The sequence below is a fragment of the Microbulbifer hainanensis genome, from assembly GCF_014904735.1.
Lineage (GTDB): Bacteria > Pseudomonadota > Gammaproteobacteria > Pseudomonadales > Cellvibrionaceae > Microbulbifer > Microbulbifer hainanensis.
Genome location: NZ_JACZCR010000020.1, coordinates 247,051 through 271,687, shown reverse-complemented (window position 1 = coordinate 271,687; position 24,637 = coordinate 247,051). Strand labels below are relative to the sequence as shown.

Genomic DNA, 24,637 nt, shown 5'->3' with positions numbered 1-24,637 from the left:
TTTTTTATCCCTCTCGCTAGGAGTCGGTATTCTTGTTATCTGAATTGCGGTTGGCGGAGACCCTTTCCGTTATATCGAATAGCGTGTAGGAAAGTGTCACGGTATTGATGGCCGGCGGCAGTTCCGGATCGACGATAAACCGCAGCTCCAACTCGGCCGATTCGCCGGCCTTGAGTGTCTGCTGATGGAAGCAGAAACACTCTGTCTTGTGGAAGTATTGCACCGCGTCGAACGGCACTAGGCTCGGAATTGCCTGGGCGACCATGTCGTGCCCAGTGGGGTTGCGGGCCAGGAACACGGTATCGGTCGGCTCGCCGGGATGCACCTTGATGGATACCACGCTGGGCTTGAACATCCACGGCATATTTTCGTTATTGCTGGCAACGAATTGCACCTTCACCAGCCGTTCGGTGTCGACCGATGCCGGTACCGCTTCATATTTCTTCCCGGTCTTGCCGTTCAGGCCGGTGATATCGCAGAAGGCGTTATACAGCGGCGGCATGACGAACAGGGCAAAGACCAGCATGCCGCCGGCGAGAGCCAGCAGCTTTGCAGTAATCTTGGCGTTGTCACTCCACCGCATGGTACACCGCTCCCGCTAGCGAACCGCAGGCGGCGTGCTGAAGGTGTGGTACGGCGCCGGCGATGGCACAGTCCACTCCAGCCCCTGCGGGTGATCCCACACTTCATCCGTCGCCTTGCGACCGCCCTGAACAGTGCGCACCACATTGAACAGGAACACCAGCTGTGCGGCGCCGAACAGGAAGGCACCCATACTGGCGATCTGGTTGAAGTCGGCAAACTGCAGGGCGTAATCCGGAATCCGTCGCGGCATGCCGGCCAGGCCGACAAAGTGCATCGGGAAGAAGGTGACGTTCAGGCCGATAAACGCCAGCCAGAAGTGCACCTTGCCCATGGTCTCGTTGTACATGTGGCCGGTCCACTTCGGCAGCCAGTAATAGACCCCCGCGGTGATGGAGAAAATCGCACCGGGCACCAGCACATAGTGGAAATGCGCCACCACGAAGTAGGTGTCGTGATACTGGAAGTCCGCCGGTGCAATCGCCAGCATCAGGCCGGAGAAACCGCCGATGGTAAACAGGATCACAAAGGCCACGGCAAACAACATCGGTGTCTCGAACGTCATGGAGCCGCGGAACATCGTGGAGATCCAGTTGAACACCTTCACCCCGGTGGGCACTGCGATCAGCATGGTGGCGTACATAAAGAAGAGTTCGCCGGCCACCGGCATACCCACGGTAAACATGTGGTGGGCCCAGACAATAAAGCTGAGGAAAGCAATGGACGCGGTGGCGTACACCATCGAGCTGTAACCGAACAGCGGTTTGCGCGCGAAGGTAGGAATGATCGCCGACACGATACCGAACGCCGGCAGGATCATGATGTACACCTCTGGATGCCCGAAGAACCAGAACACATGCTGGAACAGGACCGGGTCACCGCCACCGGCAGCGCTGAAGAAGCTGGTACCGAAGTGGATATCCATCAACATCATGGTGACCACGCCCGCGAGTACTGGCATCACCGCAATCAGCAGATAGGCGGTGATCAGCCAGGTCCATACGAACAGCGGCATCTTCATCAGGGTCATGCCCGGCGCGCGCATGTTGAGGATGGTGGCGATGATGTTGATCGATCCCATGATCGACGACGCGCCCATAATATGGATGGAGAAAATAAAGAAGGTGACGCTCGGCGGCGCGTATTCGGTGGACAGCGGAGCGTAAAAAGTCCAGCCGAAGTTCGGCGCCCCGCCCTGCATGAACAGGGTCGACACCAGCATCGCGAACGCGAACGGTAGAATCCAGAAGCTCCAGTTGTTCATGCGCGGCAGCGCCATATCCGGAGCGCCGATCATCATCGGGATCATCCAGTTGGCGAGGCCGACGAAGGCCGGCATCACGGCACCGAAGACCATGATCAGACCGTGCATGGTGGTCATCTGGTTAAAAAATTCCGGCCGTACTATCTGCAGGCCGGGCTCGAACAGTTCGGCGCGAATTACCAGCGCCATGCAACCGCCGAGCAAGAACATCGCAAAGCTGAACCACAGGTACATGGTACCGATGTCTTTGTGGTTGGTAGTAAACAGCCAGCGCTTGAATCCGGGTTGAGGACCGTGTGCCATTCTTATACTCCCCCGCCTTACTGCTTATTCTTGAAATTGAGAATGTCGACGGGCTGTATGGAATCGCCCATATCGTTGCCAAACGCGTTGCGCTCGTAGGTAATCACCGCGGCGAGATCCACTTCCGACAACTGCTCGCCGAACGCCTGCATGGCAGGGTTTTTCTTCGAGCCGTGCACGACGATTTCTACGTGCGCGTCGATAGGACCGGTGGCAATCTTGGAGCCCGCCATTGCCGGGAAGGTACCGGGTACGCCCTGGCCATTGGGCTGGTGACAGGCCGCACAGATCTTGTTGTAGACCTGCTCGCCCTGGCTGTAGAGCTCATCGAAGGTGAAGGTTTTCTTCGCCAGTTCGCTGGCCTTGGCCGCAGCTGCAGCGCGCTCGCCCAGCCACGCGGTGTATTCGGCTTCAGGTACGGCCTTGACCACAACCGGCATAAACCCGTGGTCCTTGCCGCACAGCTCCGCACACTGTCCGCGGTAAATGCCGGGCTCTTCGATACGCGTCCATGCCTCATTGATAAATCCGGGGATAGCGTCTTTTTTTACCGCGAGCTCAGGCACCCACCACGCGTGGATCACGTCGTTGGCTGTAATCAAAAAACGGATTTTCTTGTTGACCGGTACCACCAGCGGTTCGTCCACCTCACGCAGGTAGTGATCGTCCTTGGGCAGCTGGTTGTCGATCTGCGCCGCCGGTGTGGCCAGGTTGCTGAAGAAGGAAACGTCGGAGCCGAGGTAATCGTATTTCCACTTCCACTGGTAGCCGGTGATCATGATGTCCAGATCGGCTTCCTTGGTGTCGTAGATGTGGTAGAGGGTTTTGGTAGCGGGAATCGCCATCAAAACGAGAATAATGGTGGGAACAATGGTCCATACCAGTTCCACCGCCGTGCTCTCGTGGAACTGCGCCGCCTTGTAGCCTTTGCTCTTGCGGTGGCGCCACATGCTGTAGAACATCACCCCGAATACCACAACGCCGATCGCTACGCAGATCCAGAAGATCAGCATATGCAGATCGTAAGTGGTATGGGCAACTTCCGTTACCCCCCGGGTCATATTGGTCCCCCAGCGCCCCTTGTCTTCCGCAATAGCGGGACCGGTCAGCACCGAAGCGGCCAACAAGGCGAACAGCGGATTGAAGCCTCTCAACATCGCCTACAGATCTCCGTGTGATTGTTGTTATATCAGCCATTGGCCGTCACGGATAACTGGAGCCCCCACCGCCGGCAAGCCGGTGGCGTGGTATTTCCACACATAATTTGTGGACATGCTGTAGTAACACAAGACTACATACACTGGGCGGGGCCGAGAGCCCCGCGATACTGCTGTCAGTGCAACTTGTTATTCTTTATCAAAGATTTTTACTTCAGATGTCGTCGTCCGGAAGGTACAACCAACAACCTGTGTCTCTTTAATTCGTCGCAACTTATGCAAGGTTAAAAGGAACACATCGCCAGGGGAAAGTCAATTAAACCGCCAACTTAAAAGGGTCTGTTCATTCATTTATTTATGACCAGATTGGCGCCAATTTTCACTACGGCTCTGCCGCTGTCCTGTAGCGCGGCAAAGGTATCCGACCGACGCGTTTCGCCAGTTCCCTCACTCACTTAAAATGTCCCACTACCAACGGGTTACCGGCGGCCAAGGCCGTGCCGCGAGCAGACATCCAATCGAACAGGGGCTCCCGCAGCAGAATGAAGCAGTTAACAGTCGTGGAGCGCCCCTATCAGCGAGTCTGGCAGCTCGCCTGGCCGATGATTCTGAGCAATATCTCCGTACCGCTGCTGGGCGCGGTGGACACGGCGATTCTCGGGCACCTGCCCTCTCCGGAATACCTGTCCGGGGTCGCCATCGGTGCCAGTGTCATGTCGATGCTGCTGTGGGCGTTCGGGTTTCTGCGTATGGGCACCACCGGACTGGTGGCGCGCAGCGTCGATGGCAGCGAAGCCTGGTTACTGCGCGCGCTGCTGGTGGCCCTGCTGCTCGGTTTCGCACTGCTGTTGCTGGCATCACCGCTACTCGGCGCGATCGTACAGTGGATGAATGCCAGTACCAGCGCCGCGCCACACGCGCTGGCCTACCTGCAGATCCGCCTGTTGAGTGCGCCACTGGCACTGGCCAATTTCGCGCTGCTGGGATTTTTTATCGGCCGGCAGGACAGCCGCGCACCACTGTTTATTTTGCTCGCCGCCAACCTGCTGAACATTCTGCTCGATTTCGCGCTGATCCTCGGCTTCGGTCTAGGTGCGCGCGGGGCGGCAATGGCCACGGTCTGTGCCGACATCTGCGCATTCGCATTTGGCCTCGGCCTGCTGACCCGCGTGGACCGGAATATCTGGAAAAAACTTGCACAGCACTGGCGCCGCCCGGAATTTTTTCCCTGGCATGACCGCTCCCATTGGATCGAACTGCTGCGCATTAATAGCGATCTTTTTGTGCGCACCTGTCTCTTGCTGCTGACACTCACGTTTTTTACCGCACAGGGCGCGGCACAGGGCGACGCGACACTCGCGGCAAACGCCATCCTGCTGCAGTTGTTGATGATGACTTCCTATGCGCTGGACGGTTTTGCCCATGCCACCGAAGCGCTCGTCGGCGAGTCCATTGGCAAGAGCTCCGCGGAGCTATTTAGTACGACTGTGCGCAGTGCAGGTGGCTGGGCACTCGCCAGCGCCGCAGTAATCACTTTAATTCTCGTTGCCAGCTTCGACTGGATATTGCCGCTGTTTACCAATATCGATGCCGTTATTGCCGAAGCCGCACGGGTGTACTGGTGGCTGTGCGCGCTACCTTTGGTTGCCGTATGGAGTTATCAACTGGATGGAATTTTTATCGGCGCAGGAAAAAGTCGCGATATGCGTAATACTATGTTTATCGCCACGGTGCTGATTTTCTTTCCCGCATGGTGGTTAACGCGGCCCTGGGGCAACCATGGCGTGTGGTTCAGCCTTTTTTTGTGGATTAGCGCACGCTCTGCCGGTCTACTGGTTTACTATCGTTACTACACTACTAAAAAACTTTGGATGTAACTGGAGCAGCGGTACTAATTCTTCTTTTTAATCGTTAAGCGGTTTTGCCACCCAGCAAGTCAACGGAAAAGGGGAAATGCCGTTGGAAAATACAGTGGTAGTGATGACCGATGACTATCAGGTAATACAACAATGTGTCGATCGCGCGGTAACGCTCGAGCGGCATAAGGGTCGCTTTCGCCGCGCGATCAGGAATTCCCTCCCCCGACTGCATCGCAATATTCGATTACCACAACAAGATGGCCCCCTGCGGCTCACCAGCTTTGTCATTCGCTATATCCAGGCTGTACCCAAGTGGCTGCGCCAACTGGAAACACTCTGTGCTGCCGCCGGCATCGAATTTACGCCAGTCCGCGAACTGATCGGACGCTATTTTGCCGAACCACAGGAGCGGCACCCGGATCACGTGGGGCTGGGCGCACTGCTGGATGACGCCTACCTGGCGCACCGGGTCCTCGAGGAAATCAACGAGCAACTGCAGCCAGCCTGCGGCCTGCCCCTGTTGCCAATGGATCCAATGGTCGCAAATCTGGTGGTGCGTGAACTTTTGGGCGAGACATTTGCGGTGGAACTCGATGCGGTCAGTGTCAAACTGGGCAGCCGCTATCGCGGTCAGAAACTCGGCCCCGACAGCCTGGTGTCACTAATTTTGTGCAGGCAGCGCTTTGTGGATACACCGGGAGAATGGCCGGACTTTGCCGCGGAACTGCAGATAGGTCTGCGCGCGCCGGCGCTTGCAATGGACACCGACACGCTGCACTGATGGCAGTCGTTACCGAACAATAATAAAAACCAGGATGGGACCATTGAGCGGGCAGAACAAGTTATAACAGAGCCTGCTCGCTATTTTTAACCCTGCTCGACGCGGTACTGCTGCCGCGCCACTATCTGCTGCCAGTTTCCATAAAACTGCGCCTCACCCTGCAAGATTGCGCTATTCAGTTGCTCAATTTCTCGCTGCAGTGAGCGGTCGTAGAAATACAGGCTGCCGCCGCGCAATGTGTAACCGCGCGGATTCTCTGCCAGCAACTGGTAGTAACGCTCGACGCGCTGCAGGTGGGCATCGACCTTTTGCCGCGAAAAGTGGCCGGGGCGGTAGTAATCCAGAACCTGAGCGTGTATCTCGGCGAGTGCGCGTTCGCGACTCTCTGGCGACAGTGCGCTCACGCGCAGCTGGTTGTGGATATCGGTGCGCAGGTCGTCCAGATAGCGCTCGGCGGCCTGCGCGGCGACGCGCAGTCGGTCGAGTGTACGCTGCCGCCGCGCCATTGTTCGGCGATCCTTGAGTGAGCGGTTGCCAGACATCTCCGGAGCACCGAAGTCGCCCAGTGGACGGAAAATCGTGCGGTGTTGCAGGTTGCTGTGTCGGGTCAGCTGTGTGCAGATATTCAGTGCGGCCTGCCATTCTGCAAACGGTTCGCCTTCGAGAACTTTTTGCGGCAGTGCCGCCACCGCGCTTGCCAGTTTCTCACTCTGCGGTCGGTAAAAATCCGGCCGCTGTCGCCAGTCATTGGCCTGCAGCTGGAACAGGGACAACAAGCCCTGGTTCACACAGCTCGCCAGCAACTGGGATGTCTGTTCCCGCTGGTGAGCGCGTGTGGTGCGGTAGTGATCCAGGCCCGTGAGCCCGGCGACAATGGCCACCAGCAGAAATGCCAGCAGCGGATAGTATTTGTTCACTATTGTTCTTTTTTGGGTGGCTGAATTATTTTTACCGGTGTCACCACTTCTTCGCGATCGGCGGTTACCCGGGTGTTCAATTCCCGCGGAGAGGATTGCAGGCGAATTTCATCCTTGAAGCCGCACTCGACACATTCGCGATAGTTTTTCCCCCCCTCGCGAAAGTTGACGATCCGGTCCATGGCGCTGCAGCGCGGGCACACCGCGCCGGCGATAAAACGTTTCTTCTGTGGCTTCTGCTGCTTGTCGCTGTCGTCTTTGGTCATCGTTTACTGCTCGATGTCGTTACTGATGGATGAGTGCACCGGCTGTGCCGTTCAGCCCGGGCCGATATTCAGCTCCAGCTCCTCGATGCCGGAGTGACGCAGCAAGGCGTCTATTTTAGGCTCGCGACCGCGAAATTCTGTGAACAGGTCCTGCGCATCGCGGCTGCCGCCCTGCTCGAGAATACTGTGCAGGAAGCGGTCGCCGGTATCGCGATCGAAAATGCCGTTTTCCTCGAACAGGGAAAACGCATCGGCAGACAGCACTTCCGCCCACTTGTAGCTGTAGTAACCCGCCGCGTAGCCGCCGGCAAAAATATGGCTGAAGCCGTGCTGGAAACGGTTTTCGGCGGCCACCGGCACCACGGCCACACGCCCGCGGACTTCGTCCAGCAATTGCTGGATTTCATCCGCAGTGGCACCCCCGGCGCGACTGTGAAGCAGGAAATCAAACAGGGCGAACTCCAGCTGGCGCACGGTGAACATCGCGGACTGGAAATTCTTCGCCGCCAGCATTTTATCCAGCAGCACCTGCGGTAGCGGCTCACCGGTTTCGTGGTGGCCGGAAATCATCGCAATAGCTTCGGGCTGCCAGCACCAGTTTTCCAGGAACTGGCTCGGCAATTCCACCGCATCCCAGGCGACGCCGTTGATACCCGACACCGCGGCTACATCCACCTGGGTCAGCATATGGTGCAGACCGTGGCCAAATTCGTGAAACAGGGTGGTGACTTCGTAATGGGTCAGCAGCGATGGCGAATCGCCCGCGGCCGGGGAAAAGTTGCACACCAGATAGGCCACTGGCAATTGCAGGCCATCCGCCGCCCGCCTGCGCACGCATACGGTATCCATCCAGGCGCCACCGCGCTTGCGCTCGCGGGCAAAGGCATCGAGGTAGAAGCCGGCGATACGCTCGCCGCCTTTGTGCAGCCAGAAAAACTGCACGTCCGGGTGCCAGCTCGGCACAGACGGGTCGGCTTCGGCGGTGACACCGTAGAGCTTTTCCACCACAGCGAACAGACCATCAAGCACGCGGTTGTAGGGAAAGTACGGGCGCAGCGCTTCCTGGCTGATGGCGTAGCGCTCCTGTTTCAGTTTTTCCGAGGCCCAGGCGATATCCCAGGGCTGCAACCGACTCAATTGCAACTGCTCGGCGGCGAACTGCTGCAGCTCGTTGAATTCACTCGCCGCCGCCGGCTTCGCCCGCGCGGCCAGATCGTCGAGGAACTCCACCACTTTTTCCGGCGATGGTGCCATCTTGCTGGCGACCGACAATTCGGCGTAGCTCTCCATTCCCAGCAGCTGTGCCTGCTGGGCGCGCAGCGCGAGGATTTCCTCCATGGTCGACGAATTATCGTATTCGCCGGCATTGGGGCCAACTTCGGACGCGCGACTGACGAAGGCCTTATGTACCCGCTCGCGCAGCGCGCGGTTGTCCGCGTGTGTCATCACCGCGAGATAACTCGGCCCTTCCAGCGTGATCACCCAACCCGGCAAATCCTTACTCTTTGCCACGGCGCGCGCAGTTGCCAGCGCCGTCTGCGGCAGGCCGGACAACTCGTTTTCGTCTTCGGTCTGATAGGTCCAGGCGTTGGTGGCGTCCAGCACATTGTTGGCAAAACGGCTCGACAGCTCGGCCAGGCGGCGGCTGTTGGCGGCAAAGCTTTCGCGCGCCGCGCCCTCCAGGGCGACACCGCTCAACACGAAATCCCGCAAGCCCAGTTCGACAGTCTTTTTGCGCGCCTGGGGCCAGTTGGCAAAGTCGTCAGTCGCCGCCAGCTGCTCATAGACCGCATAGAGATCGCGGTTCTGGCCCAACTCGGTCCAGTAGGCCGTAACCTGCGCCAGCGCCGCCTCGTAGGGTTCACGCCAGGGACCACTGAGCACACTGTTCAGGTGGCTGACCGGGGAAAAAGCGCGGTTGAGGCGATCCTGGGCCTCTTCCATGGGTGCGAGGGTACTGTCCCAGCCGGGGTTTTCGAGGCCGGTACGCAGGGCAACGTGGCACTCTTCGATCAAATCGGTAATGGCCGGTTCCACCTGCTGCGGCTGCAGCTGGTCGAACGCGGGCAGTAACGGGAGATTCAGCAGCGGATTGGACATGGGACACCCTGTGCACGATGGACGATAACGCTATGATAGACAGCCCATTGTACAGGAGCTTGAGCATGTCCCCACTGCGTCCCCACGGCACCAGCGATAAGAACGGCGGCCAGGAAAAATCCCCGCAACTCGGCAATGCGGTCTACATCGACCCGCAGTGCACCGTGATCGGGGATGTCGAGCTGGGAGACGACTGTTCCGTTTGGCCGATGGCCGTCGTCCGCGGCGATATGCACCGCATCCGCATCGGCGCGCGCACCAGTGTGCAGGACGGTGCCGTGCTGCATATTACCCACGCCGGTCCCTTCAACGAAGATGGCTGGCCGCTTGTCATTGGCGAGGATGTCACTATCGGCCACAAGGCCTGTTTGCACGGCTGCACCGTGGGCAGCCGCGTGCTGGTCGGTATCGGTGCCATAGTGCTCGACGGCGCGGTGATTGAGGATGACGTGGTACTGGCCGCCGGTGCGCTGGTGCCACCGGGCAAAACCCTCGAAAGTGGCTACCTGTACGTGGGTGCCCCCTGCAAACAGGCGCGGCCACTGTCAGAAAAGGAGCGGAAATTCTTCCGCTACTCGGCCGCCAATTACGTGAAACTGAAAAACCAGTATCTCACCGGCGAAGAGCAACCCTGATTCCCACAGCCACAGACTTATCCACAGCCGGATTGCGCCGGTGAGAATAAGCTGTGGGTAAAACCCGCTCACTTCGGGAGCTCGCAATGAATAACCTGACGCTGGATCAGCTGCGCACTTTTGTCGCGGCTTGCGAGCAGGGCTCCTTTTCGGCCGCCGCGCGGCAGATGGGTCGCGCCCAGTCGGCAGTGAGTATGCAGATTCAGAACCTGGAACTGGATCTGGGACTGGATCTGTTCGACCGCAGCGGTAAATTCCCGCGCCCCACCCCCGCCGGCACCGCGCTGCTGCCGCTGGCGCGCCAGGCCATCGGTCAGCTGCAGCGTTTCCAGCAGGCGGCGGACTCCTTCGGCCGCGGCGAGGAGCCGCAGTTGCGTATCGTGTTCGAGGAGCTGGTGATGCCGGATCGGCTCAACGACGTACTGGTGGCCTTCGCCGAGCGCTTTCCGGACACCCGCATCGAGTCGAGCACCACATCCGATGAGAATGCTGTGCGCCGGGTGGCCGAGGGAGCAGCCGACTTTGCCTTCGTCGCCGCCCGCGAGCGCTACCCCGACCAGCTGGATTTCGACAGCCTCGGCCGGCAGCGTGTCCTGCCCCTGGCCGGGCCCGAACACCCGCTATCCCACGGCGGCCCCATTTCACTGCAGGAGGCCGCCGCCCACCGGCAGATCGTCACTGCATCCCCATCCGGCGGGCGGCGCTGGCTGCTGTCACCGCAGACCTGGCGCTGCGATTCACTGCTGCAGGCCCTGGACCTCGCCAGCAAGGGCGTGGGCTGGACCAGCGCTCCCTTCGAGCTGGCGCGCCCCTTTCTGAAAGCCGGCAAGCTGGTGGAGTTGCAGCTGACCAGTGCACTCAGTGCCTGGACCCTGGAGGTAGACCTGCTGTGGTCCGGTCACACGCCCCAGGGGCTAGCGGCCCGCTGGTTCGCCCGCGAGGCACGGCGCCTGTATGGCAACTATTACAGCCCACCTATCGAGTTAGCTGATGGGATTTAACTTTTTATCAGCGGACTTGCTGATCGATGATGCCTCCCACAGGCAATCGCATGGGAGGTAACCACCGGTGCACAATGACATTGAATTTGCGCTGCGCGCCCTGCTGATCGGCGCCGGCGCAACCCTGTTGATGGATGGCTGGGCGCTGCTGCTGCGGCGCTGTTTTGCCGTGCCTTCGCTGGATTGGTCCCTGGTCGGCCGCTGGATCGGGCACCTGCCCCAAGGCCGTGTGGCCCATGGTCATATCGGGATGGCAACGCCGGTGCGGGGGGAAGCCGCCCTCGGCTGGCTGTTTCACTACGCCGTGGGAATCGCCTTGGCCGCCCTGTTACTGGTACTCAGCGGCCCCGGCTGGGCCCTGCAGCCAACGCTGGTCCCAGCGCTGCTGTTCGGCGTGCTGACGGTGGCGGCACCCTTCCTGATCCTGCAACCCGGCATGGGCGCCGGTATCGCCGCGGCAAAGACGCCGCAGCCATCGCGGGCGCGGCTGCGCAGCGTCGCCACCCATACCGTATTCGGCCTCGGCCTCTATCTCTCCGCGCGAATCCTCACACTGCTACCGCTGTAATACCTACAAAAGGAGACTTCACATGGACATTGAAGAACACCGCCAGGGTCTCCAAGACCTGGCCGAACGCTACCGCTATGACGTCAGCTACCTGCTGGAATTTCTCGAGGGGTCGCCGTCCGGCTTCGCCAAGTTTGCCGATTTCCGCCCGCTTTCGTATCACCGCGAATTCCTGTCGCTGGAAAGTTACTGGGTCAGCAAGCTGGCCGCCATGCAGGTGGCTGACTGCGGCGCCTGCCTGCAACTGAGCGTGCGTATGGCGCTGGAGGCCGGCGTCGACAGGGCGCTGGTGGAAGCCTGTATTCAGGGGGGCAGCCGCCTGCCCGAGGATCTGAAGGATATTTTCGACTTCGCCACCGCGGTATCCGGCTATCGCAATCTCGACCCGCAGCTGGAGGCGCGTATCGCCGCGCAGCTGGATAAGCGCCAGCGCATCGAGCTCGGAGTCTGCGTGGCGACCGCCTCGGTGTACCCGACCATCAAGCGGTCGCTGGGCCACACGCAGACCTGCAGTCTGGTGGAAATAGAGTTCGCGGCCTGAGAGGGCAATTGAAGTAAAGAAGGCTGACGTGAGGGCCCGGGTACCCGGCAAATCCCGCTACTCGGGCCGCTAAACTCGCGTTCCGTTGACGCCTGGATTACTTGCCCTGCGCGCGCAACAACCCGGACGCGGCGATACCGCCGATGGCACAGGCCAGGATAATGACCAGTGGGGTCAGGGCACCGAGCGCGAGCGCGCCGGGACCGTAGCCGCGCATCGGCAGCAACAACAGCAGCATAATCCCCGCCGGAATCAGGGACAGGAAGAAACCACGGGCAAACCAGGATTTCTGCCACGGCAGTAGGAAGATCAGCCCACAGATACCGCCCCAGACCACACGCTGGTATAGATAGGCATTCGACAGATAGGGGGCGATATCCACGCCCAGCCAGCGGTTGAAGCCGTAGTGGCCCATGGCCCACAGACCCACGGCGTAGCAGAGACCGCCGAAACTACCGACGGCAAAACAGAAAGACAGGTTCCGCAGAAACTCGCGCACTGCCACTCCCCCTTGTTATGAATAGTTATGACTTGTTTTGTATTTCTTTGCGCAGCTGTTGCAGCACCGGAGCCACCTCCGGCCTGACGCCGCGCCATAAATTAAAAGCTTCCGCCGCCTGCCCCACCAGCATGCCCAGGCCGTCCGCCACGGCGGCGCCGCGCTGCTGCGCCCAGCGCATAAACGGTGTCGGCTCGGCACCGTAGACCATGTCGTAAGCCTTGGCGCCGGGAGCGAAGATCCCCTCCGGCAGCGGCGGTACCTCGCCACCGAGGCTGGCGGCGCTGGCGTTGATCACCAGGTCGAAATGACCGGCGAGGGTGTCGTAGCCCCCGCCGCCAAGTTGACTCGGGCCGGCGAATTCCGTTGCCAGTTGCAGCGCCTTCGCGGCAGTGCGGTTGGCGATATACAGCAGAGCCGGCTGCTCCGCCAGCAGCGGCAGCAGCGCGCCGCGGGCGGCGCCACCGGCGCCGAGCAACAGCACGCGCTTGCCGGCGATGTCCCAGCCGAGATTGTCGCGGATATCCGCCACCAGGCCGGCGCCGTCGGTATTGTCACCGAGCAGACTGCCGTCCGTTTCCAGCTTCAGCGTATTGACGGCACCGGCGGCGCTGGCGCGCTCGGTGAGCCGGTCGGCAAAATTGCACGCATCCAGCTTGAAGGGCACCGTCACGTTAAGTCCCTTGCCGCCGGCGGCAAAAAATTCGCGGGCGAACTCCGCGAAGCCATCCCGCTCCGCCAGCAGTTTGTCGTAGCGGATATCCTCGCCGGTCTGGGCAGCAAAGGCGCTGTGGATAAGCGGCGACAGGGAATGGGTGATGGGATTGCCGACAACGGCGTAGCGGTCGGTCACCACACTCAACCCTGCTTTGCCGCACGCCTGCGCGCGCGCACGGCACCGCGGATTTTCTCCGCTTCGTCAACCAGAATCAGACCGTCGATTTTCAGGCCGTCCTCGGTGTCGCTCAGCAGATAACGCGTGGTGGCGCTGTACAGCTCCGCGCTCTTTTCACCCTGGGGACACAGCAGAATCCAGTTCAGCGTCGCCAGGCTGCTGCTGTCATTCAGTTCGATGACGTCGGTGACGGTGCCGAGAATCTGGTTGACCTGCAGGCGCCGGTAGGCGCTGAGCAGCTTGTCCACCTGCAATACGAATTCTTCCCGCGACACAGCCAGCTTGTTGCCGTCCTCACGGTAATAATGCAGCGGAAAGCGGTAGAAGTCCGCGACCTGTTCCGCATCGCCAATTTCGAATTGACGACGGTAATCCAGGAACAGGCGATTGATTTGTTCGAGTCGCGCTTTGTGCACAGCGGCGCTCCTTTTCCGTTAAATTTATCCGGCTCGGCGGGTCGTGATGGACGGCATCGATTTCGATGCTGTGGCAGCAAACAGCCCGCTGCCGCGGTTCACCAACGTGGAATCAGACCCAGTCCCGGTGCGGCAGGAAATCGGTGTAGAGTTTTTCCTCTGCGGAACCCGGCTCCGGGTGCCAGTCGTAGCGCCAGCGCACCAGCGACGGCAGCGACATCAGTATCGATTCGGTGCGGCCGCCGCTCTGCAGACCGAACAGCGTACCCCGGTCGTAGACCAGGTTGAATTCCACATAGCGGCCGCGACGATAGAGCTGGAAATCGCGCTCACGCTCGCCGTATTCGGTGGCCTTGCGTTTCTGCACGATCGGCAGGTAGGCGTCGAGGTAACTGTCGCCGACAGCGCGCATCAGCGCGAAGGCGTTGTCAAAGCCACCCTCGTTGAAATCGTCGAAGAAGAGCCCGCCCACTCCGCGGGCCTCCTCGCGGTGCTTCAGGTAGAAATAGTCGTCGCACCACTTTTTGAAGCGCGGATAGATTGCCTCACCGAAAGGTTCGCAGGCGCTTTTCGCCGTGCGGTGCCAGTGCTGTGCATCTTCGCTAAAGCCGTAATAAGGCGTCAGGTCGTAGCCGCCGCCGAACCACCACACCGGCTCGGCGCCGGGTTTTTCCGCGACGAACAGCCGTACATTGGCGTGGCTGGTGGGCACATAGGGGTTGCGCGGGTGAATTACCAGCGAGACACCCATGGCCTGGAACGAGCGTCCGGCCAGTTCCGGGCGGCTGGCGGTGGCCGATGGCGGCAGGCCGTCACCGAAGACGTGAGAGAAATTCACCCCGCCCTTTTCAATCAGCGCACCCTCTTCCAATACCCGCGAGCGGCCACCACCGCCGCCGGGGCGCTGCCAGGCATCCTCGCGAAAATCACTGCCATCTTCTGCGCTCAGTGCCGCGCAGATGCGATCCTGCAGGTCGAGCAGGTAATTCTTGACGGCATTTGTGTCGACTTCACTCATGGGGAATTGATTACTTGTTGTGGGAAATTAACTGGGGCGCACCACGCCGCCGCTGATCAGATCGCGGATCTCGCTGGGTGCGCGGCGGCCACCGGTGGCACCGCCGCCGACAAAATCCAGCGCATCGCCGAAATAGCGCAGCACCTGGTACTTGTGCCGGGCGGCCTGGCTGCCGGAGGGGTTGGCCGAGGTGGACACGATAGCACCACCGAGTGCCCGCGTTAATGCCGCGGTAAACGGGTGATCGGTACAGCGCAGGGCAACGGAGTGGTGTGCGCCGCTGATCCACGGGGGCACGCGGCCGAAATGGGGCACTAGCCAGGTGACCGGGCCGGGCCAGGTCGCGTGCATTTGCTGTAGTTGGCTGGCGCTGAGGTTTTCCAGCAACTCGCCGAAATGACGCTCCTCACCGGAGACGAGAATCAGGCCCTTTTCCAGCGGCCGGTTTTTCAGCCGCAGCAGCCGCTCGACGGCGCGGGCATTGAAGGGATCACAGGCGAGACCCCACACGGATTCGGTGGGGTGCGCGATGACGCCACCCGCGGCGATCGCACGGGCGGCTTGCTGTACTGCTAACGGAGAATATTTCATTGCCGGATGCCGTCTTATTTGGCTTTGCGCTGTTGCAGGTCTTTCTGCAATTGCGCGTCCTTGGCGATGATCGCTGCGGCGTTGGCGTCACGCTCATCCACAAGTTTCCGGTGCATCTCGGCATCGGCAGAGCCGATGATCTGCGCGGCCAGGTAAGCGGCGTTCCTGGCGCCAACCTTGCCGATGGCCACGGTCGCTACCGGGTTACCACCGGGCATCTGCACGGTGGACAGCAGAGCATCCAGGCCTTCCAGGGAAGCGCTGATCGGCACGCCGATTACCGGCTTCAGGGTGACGGCGGACACGGCACCGGCCAGGTGTGCGGCCATACCATCGGCACAAATGAACGCGACACAACCGCGCTTGTCGGCGTCGGTCACATAGTCGTGGGTATTCTGCGGGGTCCGCTGGGCGGAAGTGATTTTTACTTCAAACGGAATGTCGAACTTATCCAGTACGCCGAAGGCCGCTTCCATTACCGGCAGATCGGAGTCAGACCCAATTAGTATGGCGACAAAAGGCTTGCTCACTGGAACTCTCATTGCGCTGTCGATACGGGAAAGTCGCGGCAATCTATCGAATTGTTGCCGTCCAAACAAGGCGGAAGAGGCTGTCGCGCAAGGTCGCAGTCACCTCCGCCGTCCCGCCGTGGCAAACATCTGCAATCTGATTACCCCTTATTCAATCTAGTACAGCGGAATGCGTCGACCCGTTGCGCGGGAACGTGTGCTCATTCTTAAGCAGGTGCATTCTTGCGCTGGCGCCCGGATACAATCAGTCCTGCGGCTGCAAGTAGCCGGCGCCGCGCGGCGTCAGCTGGTAGCCGCCGGGCACCTGCTCCACCAGCCCCGCCAGTTCCATCTGCAACAACGCGGCCATCAGTTCACCGGCACCTTCACCGGTGTCCCGCGCCAGCTGCTCCATCGTGCGCGGGTCTCCGCCCAGCGCGGCTATCAGGGCGCGGGCTCCCGGCTCTTGCGGGAGCGGGGATACCGGGCCCGTCTCCTCGCCCGGCACTTTCGCGCTGTCGCCCGGTCGTGCCAGCAGGCCGCCCAGTTCCGCAACGATATCGGCGCTGGTCTCCACCAGCGCGGCGCCGTCGCGGATCATGCGGTGGCAACCGCGGGCGAGCGGGTTGTGAATGGAGCCGGGTATCGCAAACACCTCGCGGTTCTGCTCCAGCGCCAGCCGCGCAGTGATCAGTGAGCCTGAGCGCAGCGCTGCCTCCACCAGCAGCACGCCGAGAGACAGGCCGCTGATGATGCGGTTGCGGCGCGGGAAGTTCGCCGCCTCGGCGCCGCTGCCCGGCGGCAGTTCACTCACGATCGCACCGCCACTGGCGACGATCTCTTCCGCCAGCGCGGCATTGCGCCGCGGGTAGAGCCGGTCCACCGCACTGCCGAGCACGGCGATAGTGGCGCCACCGCCATCAAGGGCGCCACGGTGGGCGGCGGCATCCACGCCCAGGGCCAGGCCGGATGTGATTGCGAAACCGGCGCGGGCGAGATCCGCGGCAAAGGCGCGCGCATTGTCGAGACCGCCACGGCTGGCGCGGCGCGCCCCAACGATCGCGATCTGCGGCAGGTGCAGCGGATCGATGGGGCCGCGCAAATACAGCAGCGGCGGCGGGCGCGATACCTGCGCGAGCAGCGGGGGAAATTCGGCGCTGCCGCACAGCAGTAACTGCACGCCAGAGGCGGCGCAGCGCTCCTGCTCGGCCAGGGCCCAGTTGATCAGTTCGCTGTTGGCCTCACGGCGCGCGTAGTCGTGCCACTGCTGCCGAGCGCGCTCGGGCAGTTTGTGCAACAGGGTCTCGGGGAGGTTCTGCAGCGCCAGGACGGCATTGCCGAAGTGTTCGAAGAGCTGCCAGAAGCGGGCGGGGCCGACGCCCTCCAGCCGCAGGAGTGCCAGCGTGGCGGTGAGCGCATCCATGCGATTTACCGTGAAATTCGATTTTTCTGAAGCGTTGGCGGACCAAACATCCTGGTCCGCCGGATAATTCGGACAGTGCGCTTACGGATTGCGTACCAAATCCATAACTTCGAGCGGCCGGTCGGCATCCAGTACCAGGGCCAGGCTCATTTTCTCGAAGGTGCGGAACACCATCAGCAAGCCGGCGCGCTCGTCCGGCAGCTTGACGTTTTCCCGCTCGATGTTGTCGCGCACGGTGGCACCGCGCTTGTAGATCGCCAGCACGTGGCCCGGTTGCAGGCCCTCGCGCTCGCCGCGGTTGATGGCGACGACATCGTACTTGCCGATCTGGGTGACACCCTCGTCCACGCCCATGATCACGCCGTCCACCGGCACCGCCGGCGAACCCGGCTGGAACAGCGCGGAAACCGCTCGCTCCTCGGCGGGCAGCAGGCGGTCTTCCAGGCGCACTTCGCGGGCAACCCGGGTGACTTCCATGGTGGCCACGGCAAAGTCCTGGCGGCGATCCGGATCCAGCTGATACAGGTCGGCGGAGCCCACATCCAGCGCCTTCATACCCAGCACTTCGCCGGTATAGGGGTCCTGGTAAACCTCACCTGGGCGGTAGATGCCGTAGGAGGCCAGCGGCTCGTGAAAATCGCCGCGCACATAAATCGTGTCGCCCGCGCCGTTGAGAATGCGCTGGTCGGCGCCGGAAATTACATAGGGCGTACCCTTGAACGCGTCGGGCGCAACGATGCGTGTGCGGGACAGGAAGGCGTTGATCGCCTCCAGCGGCACCGTCGGAATCGCTTCGCCGACAGCTTCGCGGCGCACCTGCGGATGCAGGCTGCTGCTGTCGGCGGCCGGGGTCAGTTTGTAGGGGCGCGGGCCGCGCTCCAGGTGCAACTGTGGTTGGCCCTCGATATAGACGAGGCGCAGGCGGTCACCGGGATAAATCAGGTGGGGGTTTTCTACCTGTGGATTGACCTGCCAGATCTCCGGCCAGTACCAGGGCTGGGCGAGGAACTTGCCCGAAATATCCCACAGGGTGTCGCCCTTCTGCACCACGTAGACATCCGGGTGATTGGGATTGAGGCGCACCTGGTCCTGCGCGTGAATGCCAAAGGTCACCACCAGCATTGCGGCAGCGGCCAGAATAATTTTTTTCATGGAAGCATTCCTATGCTCTTTATCGCTATAATTCACAGCGCCGGGCCGCTGGGTCAGTGGCCGGTGTCTTTTGCAATTGGCCGACGCCGTTAGAACAAAAGACTCCAATCGGCAAATATTGAGCGCGATCATTATGTTATCAGCGCAAGTTCCACGAATACTAGAAGTTTGTCACAGGTGTTATGGCCAAACTTGAGATCCTTGAATTCCCCGATCCGCGTCTGCGCCAGGTAGCGAAACCCGTCGCCGAAGTCACAGATGAGCTGCGCCAGCTGGTCGATGACATGTTCGAAACCATGTACGAAGCCCCCGGTGTCGGCCTCGCCGCCACCCAGGTCAACGTGCACCAGCGTATCGTGGTGATCGACGTTTCCGAGGACCAGAGCGAGCCTCTGGTGTTCATCAATCCGCAAATCGAAGTGCTGGAAGAGGACATTCACCAGTACGACGAGGGTTGCCTGTCGGTACCCGGTTTCTACGAAACCGTGGAGCGTCCGCGCAAAGTGCGCGTCAAGGCGCTGGACCGGGAAGGCGAGACTTTCGCCATGGAGGCAGAGGGCCTGCTGGCCGTGTGCATCCAGCACGAGGTGGATCATCTCGACGGCAAACTGTTCGTCGACTACATCTCGCCGCTGAAGCGCAAGCGCATTCGCACCAAACTGGAGAAGGCCCACCGCCAGCGCGCCTGATCCACTGCCGCAATATTCCGATGACCGCCGCCGGCCGACCCGGCGGCTGATCCGCACCGAACTTATGACCCAGCCATTGAACATCATCTTCGCCGGCACGCCGGACTTTGCCGCCGTACACCTGCAGGCGCTGCTCGACAGCGAGCACCGCGTCATCGCCGTCTACACCCAGCCCGACCGCCCCGCCGGGCGGGGCAAGAAACTGCTGGCCAGTCCGGTGAAGCAGCTGGCGCAGCAGCACGACATCCCCGTCTACCAGCCGCAGTCACTGCGCGACGATGCCGCGCAGGCGGAACTCGCTGTCCTCGGCGCCGATATCATGGTGGTTGTGGCCTACGGCCTGATCCTGCCGCAGGCGGTACTCGATACCCCGCGCCTCGGCTGCGTCAACGTACACGCATCGCTGCTGCCGCGCTGGCGCGGCGCGGCGCCGATCCAGCGCGCCATCGAGGCGGGCGATGCCGAGAGCGGGGTCGCCATCATGCAGATGGAGGCCGGCCTGGATACCGGCCCGGTCCTGACCGAACGCCGCTGCACTATCACTGCGCGGGAAACCGGTGGCAGCCTGCACGATAAACTCGCCGAACTCGGTGGCCCCGCACTGCTCGAGGCCCTGGCCCAGTTGGCGGCGGGCAGTGCGGCTCCGCAGGCGCAGGATGACAGCGCCGCCAATTACGCCGCTAAAATAACCAAGGATGAAGCGCGTCTCGACTGGCAGCGCCCCGCGGTGGAACTGGAGCGCCAGATCCGCGCTTTCAATCCCTTCCCGGTCTGCTGGACCACCTATAGCGACAGCAAGGGTGAACAGCGCCTGCGCGTATACAGTGCGCAGCTGGAACGCGGCTGCCACAGCGACGCACCCGGCACCATTCTCGGCGCCGATGCCGAGGGCATCCTGGTCGCCTGTGGCCGCGAGGCACTGCGCCTGCAATTGCTGCAGCTGCCCGGCAAGAAGGCGCTGCCGGCTGAAGAAATCCTCAAGGGCTACCGGGAGCTGTTTGCGCCCGGTGTGCAGCTGGGTGCATAAATGAACAACGACGTCCGCGCCCAGGCGGCGCAGGTTTTGACTTCCCTGCTCGCCGGGCAGGGTTCGCTCGCGCGGTTGCTGCCGCGCGCCGAGGCCAATGTCGACGAGCGCGACCGCGGCCTGCTGCGGGAACTCTGCTATGGCGGCGCGCGCACCGCGCCACGATTGCAGCTGCTGGCGGGCAAACTGCTGCGCAAGAAGCCGGCAGATGCCGAAGTCGAAGCGCTGATCCTGCTCGGCCTGTACCAGCTGGAATACACCCGCATTCCCGATCACGCGGCCATTTCTGCCACCGTCAACGCCGCCCGCGTCCTCGAACTGGACCGCGCCACCGGCCTGATCAACGGTGTGCTGCGCAACGCGCAGCGCAATCGCGAGCAACTTCAGCGCAAGCTGTCCGGCAACCCGCAGTTCAGTTCCATGCACCCGGCGTGGCTGCAACAGCGGATCAAGGCCGCCTGGCCGGAGCGCGCCGGTGATATCTTCCGCGCCAACAACGCCAATCCGCCGATGACACTGCGGGTAAACAGCGCCCGGGTCTCCCGCGACGAGTACCTGCAGACGCTGGCCGCAGCGGAAATCCCGGCAAAGGCCAGTGCTATTTCGCCGGTCGGCATCGCGCTGGAAGAGGCCCGCGCGGTGACCGAGCTGCCCGGTTTCGACGACGGGCTCGTCAGCGTGCAGGACGAATCCGCACAGCTGGCGGCGCTGCTGCTGGCGCCGGCAGCCGGCGAGCGGGTGCTGGACGCCTGCGCCGCACCCGGCGGCAAGAGCTGCCACCTGCTGGAACAGCAGCCGGATATCCACCTCGCGGCGCTGGATATTGACGAGGACCGCCTCGAGCGCGTGGCGGAAAATCTGGCCCGCACCGGTGCCGAGGCCGAGCTGATCTGCGCGGACGCGGTGGAAACCGACGCCTGGTGGGACGGCACGCCCTACGACCGCATCCTCCTCGACGCCCCCTGCTCCGCCACCGGCGTGATCCGCCGCAACCCGGATATCAAGCTGCTGCGGCGGGAATCCGATATCGGCGAACTGGCGCAGTTGCAGGGCAAAATCCTGCGCGCACAGTGGCAAATGCTGAAATCCGGCGGCACCCTGCTGTACGCCACCTGTTCGATCCTGCCGGCGGAAAATGCCGAGGTGGTAGCGCGCTTCGTTGCGGAGACCGAGGATGCGAGCGACAATACCCCGCAATTGCTGGGCGGCGCGCACTGGGGAGAACCGCAGTCGGTGGGGATGCAGATATTTCCCGATCCCGAAGGCGGCGACGGTTTCTACTACGCTCTGCTGAACAAGACGGAATAAGCGGTAACGGCCGCGAGCCCAAACTGTTATGAAAATTATTATTCTCGGTGCCGGCCAGGTGGGCGGATCGCTGGCGGAAAGCCTGGCCTCTGAGCGCAACGACATTGTGCTCGTGGACAGCAACGAGAAAACCCTGCGCGAGCTGCGCGACCGTCTCGATATCGGTATTGTCGCCGGCCACGCCTCCCACCCGGATATCCTTCTCGACGCCGGAATTGAAGACGCCGATATTGTCGTCGCGGTGACCAACAACGACGAAACCAATATGGCGGCCTGCCAGATCGCCCACTCGCTGTTTCGCGTGCCCACCAAGATCGCCCGCGTGCGCGCCGCCTCCTACCTGCAATACCCGCAGCTGTTCGACACCCAGGCCATTCCGATCGACGTACTGATCAGCCCCGAGCAGCTGGTGTCGGAATATATCGCGCGCCTGATGGAGCACCCGGGGGCACTGCAGGTGCTCGATTTTGCCGATGGCCGCGTGCAGCTGGTCGCCGTGCGCGCGATTCAGGGCGGGCCCCTGGTGGGCCACCAGCTGCGCTACCTGCGCCAGCATATGCCCAAGGTCGATACCCGCGTGGCGGCGATTTACCGCCGCAACAGCCCGATCATTCCCCAGGGCGACACTGTCATCGAGGCCGGCGACGAGGTGTTCTTTATTGCCGCCCGCGCCGATATCCGCGCGGTGATGAGCGAGCTGCGCCGGCTGGAGCAGGGTTACAAGCGCATCACCATTGCCGGCGGTGGCAACATCGGTCTGCGCCTCGCGCACAAACTGGAAAGCCGCTACTCGGTCAAACTCATCGAGCAGAGTCACGCGCGCTGCCTGTTCCTGTCGGAAGAACTGTCCAACGCCATCGTGTTGCACGGCAGCGCCTCGGATCAGGACCTGCTGCTGGAAGAGAACATCGAGGACACCGATGTGTTCCTCGCACTGACCAACGACGACGAAGCCAACATCATGTCGTCGCTGCTGGCCAAGCGCCTCGGCGCGCGCAAGGTGATGACCCTGATCAACAACCCGGCCTACGTGGAACTGGTGCAGGGTGGCGAAATCGATATCGCCATCTCGCCGCAGCAGAACACCATCGGCAGCCTGCTCACCCATGTGCGCCGCGGCGACATGGTGAACGTCCACTCGCTGCGCCGCGGCGCCGCCGAGGCCATTGAGGTGATCGCCCACGGCGACAACCGCACCTCCAAGGTGGTGGGACGCAAGATCGAGGATATCGACCTGCCGGAGGGCGCCGCGATCGGCGCCATCGTGCGCGAGACGGACAGCGGCAGCGAAGTGCTGATCGCCCACGACGACGTGGTGGTGGAAACCAACGATCACGTGATCGTTTTCCTGGTCGACCGCCGCCATACGCGGCACGTGGAACAGCTGTTCCAGGTGGGGTTCGGTTTTTTCTAGTGCCGCATCGGCGGAATTTAATGCCGGGCGCGAAGCAACGCTTTGCCACCGCTTGGCAGCGACCCGTGTAAAGAATCCAAGTGCCGGGCGGGCCGATGCCCGCCGGTATAACTGAATATTTTAATAACAGGCTGATTGGCGCCGATGCGGATAGCAGTAATTGCGCGAGTTTTCGGAATTCTTCTGACAGTGTTCAGCCTGACACTGTTGCCGCCAATCGGCGTGTCCTTGTGGTACGGCGACAACACTCACACCGCGTTCAGCGCCGCCTTTGTCATTACCCTGATTACGGGTCTGTTTATGTGGCTGCCGGTGCATGACCTGCATCAGGAACTGCGCACTCGTGACGGCTTCGTGGTGACGTCTCTGTTCTGGCTGATTCTCGGCTGTTTCGGCGCCCTGCCCTTTATTATCAGCACCCAGCCGCACCTGCACGTCACCGACGCCATCTTCGAATCCATTTCCGGCATGACCACCACCGGTGCCACGGTAATTACCGGGCTCGACGACCTGCCGCCGGCCATCCTCTACTACCGTGGGCAACTGCAGTGGTTTGGCGGTATTGGCGTGATCGTGATCGCCCTGGCCATCCTGCCGATGCTCGGTATCGGTGGTATGCAGCTGTACAAGGCCGAGGTCCCGGGCCCGGTGAAGGACACCAAACTGACGCCGCGCATCGCGGAAACGGCGCGGGCGCTGATGGTGATCTATATCGCCATTACCACGCTGTGTACCCTCGGTTACTGGGCCGCCGGTATGACCCTGTTCGATGCGGTCTGCCACGCCTTTGCCACGGTCGCCAATGGCGGCTTCTCCACCCACGACGCGAGCATGGGCTTCTTTGCCAACAACCACGCGATCATGGTGGTGAGCATCATTTTCATGCTGCTGGCGGGCATCAACTTCAGCCTGCACTTCTTCGCCTTCCGCAACCGCAGCCTGAGCCACTACTGGCGCGACTCCGAGTTCCGCTTCTACATCATGATGACGCTGAGTGCCTGTGTGCTGATCGTCGGCTACCTGTGGATGTCCGGCACCTTCAATATGGAGAAGAGTGTGCTGCACGGCGTCTTCCAGGTGGTCTCCATCGGCACTACGGCAGGTTTCGCCTCGGAGAACTTCTCCAAGTGGCCAGCCTTCCTGCCCTACGTGCTGATCATGGTCGGCATCATGGGTGCCTGTGCCGGCTCCACATCCGGCGGCATCAAGGCTGTGCGGGTGATGCTGATCATGAAATCCGGTCTGCGCGAACTGAACCGCCTGGTGCACGCGAACGCGGTGATTCCGATCAAGGTGAACCGCAAGATCATTCCCGAGCGGGTGACCGATGCGGTGTGGGGCTTTTTCGCAGTTTATATCCTGTCGTTCTTTGTGCTCACGGTGGCCGTCATGGCCTGCGGGGAAAATTTCGAGACCGCCTTCTCCACGGTCGCGTCCTGTCTCAGCAATATCGGCCCGGCCCTCGGCGATGCCGCCGCCCACTACGGCGGACTCGACGAACGCGCCAAGTGGTTCCTGATCCTGGCCATGCTGCTGGGCCGCCTGGAAATTTTCACCCTGCTGGTACTGCTGACGCCGGCATTCTGGCGCCATTAATATTATTGCCCGCCAATTCCACCGGCCGCGCGATGCGGCGTACCCTGAATGCGCCGTGGGCAAGGCCCGCGTGCGATAGTCAGCGCGCAATTTTTCTGCCAAAGTAGCCCGATACAGGAAGTAATA

The 24,637-nt window shown here is 61.6% G+C and carries 25 protein-coding genes; 11 read left to right on the top strand and 14 right to left on the bottom strand.

Annotated elements, in window-relative coordinates:
• Positions 1-16: 16 nt before the first annotated feature.
• Genes IG168_RS07520 through coxB form a run of 3 tightly spaced genes read right to left on the bottom strand, consistent with a single transcriptional unit; the run spans position 17 to position 3,306 of the window.
• Positions 17-583 carry a cytochrome c oxidase assembly protein gene (locus IG168_RS07520; RefSeq protein WP_193163483.1) on the bottom strand — a complete coding sequence of 189 codons (567 nt, stop codon included), beginning with the start codon at positions 581-583 and terminating at the stop codon, positions 17-19.
• Positions 584-598: 15 nt separating this feature from the next.
• A complete protein-coding gene (ctaD, locus tag IG168_RS07515; RefSeq protein ID WP_193163481.1) occupies positions 599-2,149 on the bottom strand; it encodes a cytochrome c oxidase subunit I in 1,551 nt (516 codons plus the stop codon).
• Positions 2,150-2,166: 17 nt separating this feature from the next.
• On the bottom strand, positions 2,167-3,306 hold the full coding sequence (gene coxB, locus IG168_RS07510; protein WP_193163479.1) for a cytochrome c oxidase subunit II: 1,140 nt from the start codon (positions 3,304-3,306) through the stop codon (positions 2,167-2,169).
• Positions 3,307-3,848: 542 nt separating this feature from the next.
• Here coxB and IG168_RS07505 point away from each other — a divergent pair.
• Positions 3,849-5,183 carry an MATE family efflux transporter gene (locus IG168_RS07505; protein WP_226876613.1) on the top strand — a complete coding sequence of 445 codons (1,335 nt, stop codon included), beginning with the start codon at positions 3,849-3,851 and terminating at the stop codon, positions 5,181-5,183.
• 76 nt (positions 5,184-5,259) lie between these two features.
• Positions 5,260-5,946, top strand: a complete 687-nt coding sequence (locus IG168_RS07500; RefSeq protein ID WP_193163477.1) for a hypothetical protein — start codon at positions 5,260-5,262, stop codon at positions 5,944-5,946.
• 86 nt (positions 5,947-6,032) lie between these two features.
• On the opposite strand, the gene IG168_RS07495 is transcribed toward IG168_RS07500, so the two are convergent.
• From IG168_RS07495 to IG168_RS07485, 3 genes are read right to left on the bottom strand one after another with little or no spacing between them, the layout of a single operon-like run.
• Positions 6,033-6,863, bottom strand: a complete 831-nt coding sequence (locus tag IG168_RS07495) for a hypothetical protein (RefSeq protein WP_193163476.1) — start codon at positions 6,861-6,863, stop codon at positions 6,033-6,035.
• On the bottom strand, positions 6,863-7,129 hold the full coding sequence (locus IG168_RS07490) for a YheV family putative zinc ribbon protein (protein WP_193163474.1): 267 nt from the start codon (positions 7,127-7,129) through the stop codon (positions 6,863-6,865). Before IG168_RS07490 ends, IG168_RS07495 begins: the two co-directional genes overlap by 1 nt.
• Before the next feature lie 51 nt (positions 7,130-7,180).
• On the bottom strand, positions 7,181-9,229 hold the full coding sequence (locus IG168_RS07485) for a M3 family metallopeptidase (protein ID WP_193163472.1): 2,049 nt from the start codon (positions 9,227-9,229) through the stop codon (positions 7,181-7,183).
• A gap of 65 nt (positions 9,230-9,294) precedes the next feature.
• Between IG168_RS07485 and IG168_RS07480 the strand changes: the two genes are divergently transcribed.
• The 4 genes from IG168_RS07480 to IG168_RS07465 all read left to right on the top strand — a co-directional run bounded on the left by IG168_RS07480 (position 9,295) and on the right by IG168_RS07465 (position 11,974).
• Positions 9,295-9,864, top strand: a complete 570-nt coding sequence (locus tag IG168_RS07480; protein WP_193163470.1) for a gamma carbonic anhydrase family protein — start codon at positions 9,295-9,297, stop codon at positions 9,862-9,864.
• 86 nt (positions 9,865-9,950) lie between these two features.
• The gene (locus tag IG168_RS07475; protein WP_193163468.1) at positions 9,951-10,865 is read left to right on the top strand and encodes a LysR family transcriptional regulator; all 915 of its coding nucleotides are present in this window, start codon (positions 9,951-9,953) and stop codon (positions 10,863-10,865) included.
• Positions 10,866-10,932: 67 nt separating this feature from the next.
• The gene (locus IG168_RS07470; protein ID WP_193163466.1) at positions 10,933-11,433 is read left to right on the top strand and encodes a DUF2938 domain-containing protein; all 501 of its coding nucleotides are present in this window, start codon (positions 10,933-10,935) and stop codon (positions 11,431-11,433) included.
• A gap of 22 nt (positions 11,434-11,455) precedes the next feature.
• A complete protein-coding gene (locus IG168_RS07465; protein WP_193163464.1) occupies positions 11,456-11,974 on the top strand; it encodes a carboxymuconolactone decarboxylase family protein in 519 nt (172 codons plus the stop codon).
• A gap of 97 nt (positions 11,975-12,071) precedes the next feature.
• Here IG168_RS07465 and IG168_RS07460 read toward each other — a convergent pair whose 3' ends face one another.
• The 8 genes from IG168_RS07460 to IG168_RS07425 all read right to left on the bottom strand — a co-directional run bounded on the left by IG168_RS07460 (position 12,072) and on the right by IG168_RS07425 (position 18,477).
• Positions 12,072-12,473, bottom strand: coding sequence for a hypothetical protein (locus tag IG168_RS07460; RefSeq protein WP_193163461.1), 402 nt, complete (start codon positions 12,471-12,473; stop codon positions 12,072-12,074).
• A gap of 25 nt (positions 12,474-12,498) precedes the next feature.
• The gene (gene aroE / locus IG168_RS07455) at positions 12,499-13,326 is read right to left on the bottom strand and encodes a shikimate dehydrogenase (protein WP_193163459.1); all 828 of its coding nucleotides are present in this window, start codon (positions 13,324-13,326) and stop codon (positions 12,499-12,501) included.
• 5 nt (positions 13,327-13,331) lie between these two features.
• Positions 13,332-13,784, bottom strand: a complete 453-nt coding sequence (locus IG168_RS07450; RefSeq protein ID WP_193163457.1) for a hypothetical protein — start codon at positions 13,782-13,784, stop codon at positions 13,332-13,334.
• Between the two features lie 112 nt (positions 13,785-13,896).
• A complete protein-coding gene (gene hemF / locus IG168_RS07445) occupies positions 13,897-14,802 on the bottom strand; it encodes an oxygen-dependent coproporphyrinogen oxidase (protein WP_193163455.1) in 906 nt (301 codons plus the stop codon).
• 27 nt (positions 14,803-14,829) lie between these two features.
• Positions 14,830-15,393, bottom strand: coding sequence for an L-threonylcarbamoyladenylate synthase (locus IG168_RS07440; RefSeq protein WP_193163453.1), 564 nt, complete (start codon positions 15,391-15,393; stop codon positions 14,830-14,832).
• Between the two features lie 14 nt (positions 15,394-15,407).
• Positions 15,408-15,923 (bottom strand): 5-(carboxyamino)imidazole ribonucleotide mutase, encoded by a 516-nt coding sequence (purE, locus tag IG168_RS07435; RefSeq protein WP_193163451.1) that lies wholly within the window; start codon positions 15,921-15,923, stop codon positions 15,408-15,410.
• Between the two features lie 244 nt (positions 15,924-16,167).
• The gene (gene dprA / locus IG168_RS07430; RefSeq protein WP_193163449.1) at positions 16,168-17,325 is read right to left on the bottom strand and encodes a DNA-processing protein DprA; all 1,158 of its coding nucleotides are present in this window, start codon (positions 17,323-17,325) and stop codon (positions 16,168-16,170) included.
• 81 nt (positions 17,326-17,406) lie between these two features.
• Positions 17,407-18,477 (bottom strand): LysM peptidoglycan-binding domain-containing protein, encoded by a 1,071-nt coding sequence (locus IG168_RS07425; RefSeq protein ID WP_193163439.1) that lies wholly within the window; start codon positions 18,475-18,477, stop codon positions 17,407-17,409.
• 182 nt (positions 18,478-18,659) lie between these two features.
• On the opposite strand from IG168_RS07425, the gene def reads away from it, so the two are divergent.
• The 5 genes from def to IG168_RS07400 all read left to right on the top strand — a co-directional run bounded on the left by def (position 18,660) and on the right by IG168_RS07400 (position 24,511).
• A complete protein-coding gene (def, locus tag IG168_RS07420) occupies positions 18,660-19,166 on the top strand; it encodes a peptide deformylase (RefSeq protein WP_193163437.1) in 507 nt (168 codons plus the stop codon).
• 64 nt (positions 19,167-19,230) lie between these two features.
• The gene (gene fmt / locus IG168_RS07415) at positions 19,231-20,193 is read left to right on the top strand and encodes a methionyl-tRNA formyltransferase (protein WP_193163435.1); all 963 of its coding nucleotides are present in this window, start codon (positions 19,231-19,233) and stop codon (positions 20,191-20,193) included.
• Complete coding sequence (gene rsmB / locus IG168_RS07410) at positions 20,194-21,501, top strand: 16S rRNA (cytosine(967)-C(5))-methyltransferase RsmB (RefSeq protein ID WP_193163433.1); 1,308 nt, start codon at positions 20,194-20,196, stop codon at positions 21,499-21,501. It abuts the gene before it with no gap.
• A 28-nt stretch (positions 21,502-21,529) separates the two neighbouring features.
• Positions 21,530-22,915: a Trk system potassium transporter TrkA gene (gene trkA, locus IG168_RS07405; RefSeq protein WP_193163431.1), complete on the top strand. Its 1,386-nt coding sequence runs from the start codon at positions 21,530-21,532 to the stop codon at positions 22,913-22,915.
• Positions 22,916-23,059: 144 nt separating this feature from the next.
• Entirely contained in the window at positions 23,060-24,511 is a 1,452-nt protein-coding gene (locus IG168_RS07400; RefSeq protein WP_193163429.1) for a TrkH family potassium uptake protein, read from the top strand.
• The last annotated feature ends 126 nt before the right edge of the window (positions 24,512-24,637 follow it).